At 40.3% G+C, this 658-nt stretch carries 2 protein-coding genes; one reads left to right on the top strand and one right to left on the bottom strand.

Features of this window, described 5'->3' with window-relative positions:
- The coding region (locus ACLD7X_RS17705; RefSeq protein ID WP_411425006.1) for a hypothetical protein at positions 1–160 on the bottom strand (160 nt) is incomplete at its 3' end.
- 273 nt (positions 161–433) lie between these two features.
- Between ACLD7X_RS17705 and ACLD7X_RS17710 the strand changes: the two genes are divergently transcribed.
- On the top strand, positions 434–658 hold a 225-nt coding region (locus ACLD7X_RS17710), incomplete at its 3' end, for a hypothetical protein (RefSeq protein ID WP_411425005.1).

Below are 658 nucleotides of genomic sequence, written 5' to 3' on the forward strand. Positions count from 1 at the left end.
TATCGGCACACTCCTGTATGGTAATCCCCTCATCGCTATCGAGAAGGATCATTACCTTTTGACTTACCCTGGATGATTTTATTTGAATGTCAACGATGAAATACTTGCCCTCTTCAAGGTAGGGTTCCAGAGCTGCTTCAATTAATTCTTTGAGCGCCATACTGCAACAAAAAAGGGGATTTTATATCCCCTCGATCTTAATTTTTAACCGAAATATGGCGCAAAGATAATACTATTTTACAATATCCACAAGAAGATCTCGAATAGGTGGTTTATTCGTTAGTTCTAGTAATTTTGAAACTTCATCCACTTTTCTCCTATGCGTTTTGTAACGGATCTTCTCTGGATTTTGTACAAATTCATTGTTTTGTACACAGTCCTCGTCTTTGGACTAACCTACTGGACGCTCAGCTCTCACTGGATTGTGGGATTTATGATGCTTTCTCTGCCCGTTTTGGTTGTTATCCATAGTGTTTTTCTGGTGGTGTGGGCAATACTGTCTCCCAAACGCATCATCACGACTCTGGTAGTGCTAGCGCTAGCCTTTCCTTTTTTGAACCGCACAATCGGTATACCTAAATCTACTACCGAACCTGTTCCCGAAGGCCCTCGGTTGAAGATTTTAAATTACAACATTGGCAATTTTAGCATTTTTAAG

Origin of the sequence: Aphanothece microscopica RSMan92 (assembly GCF_046613545.2) — a bacterium.
Taxonomy (GTDB): domain Bacteria; phylum Cyanobacteriota; class Cyanobacteriia; order PCC-6307; family Cyanobiaceae; genus NIES-981.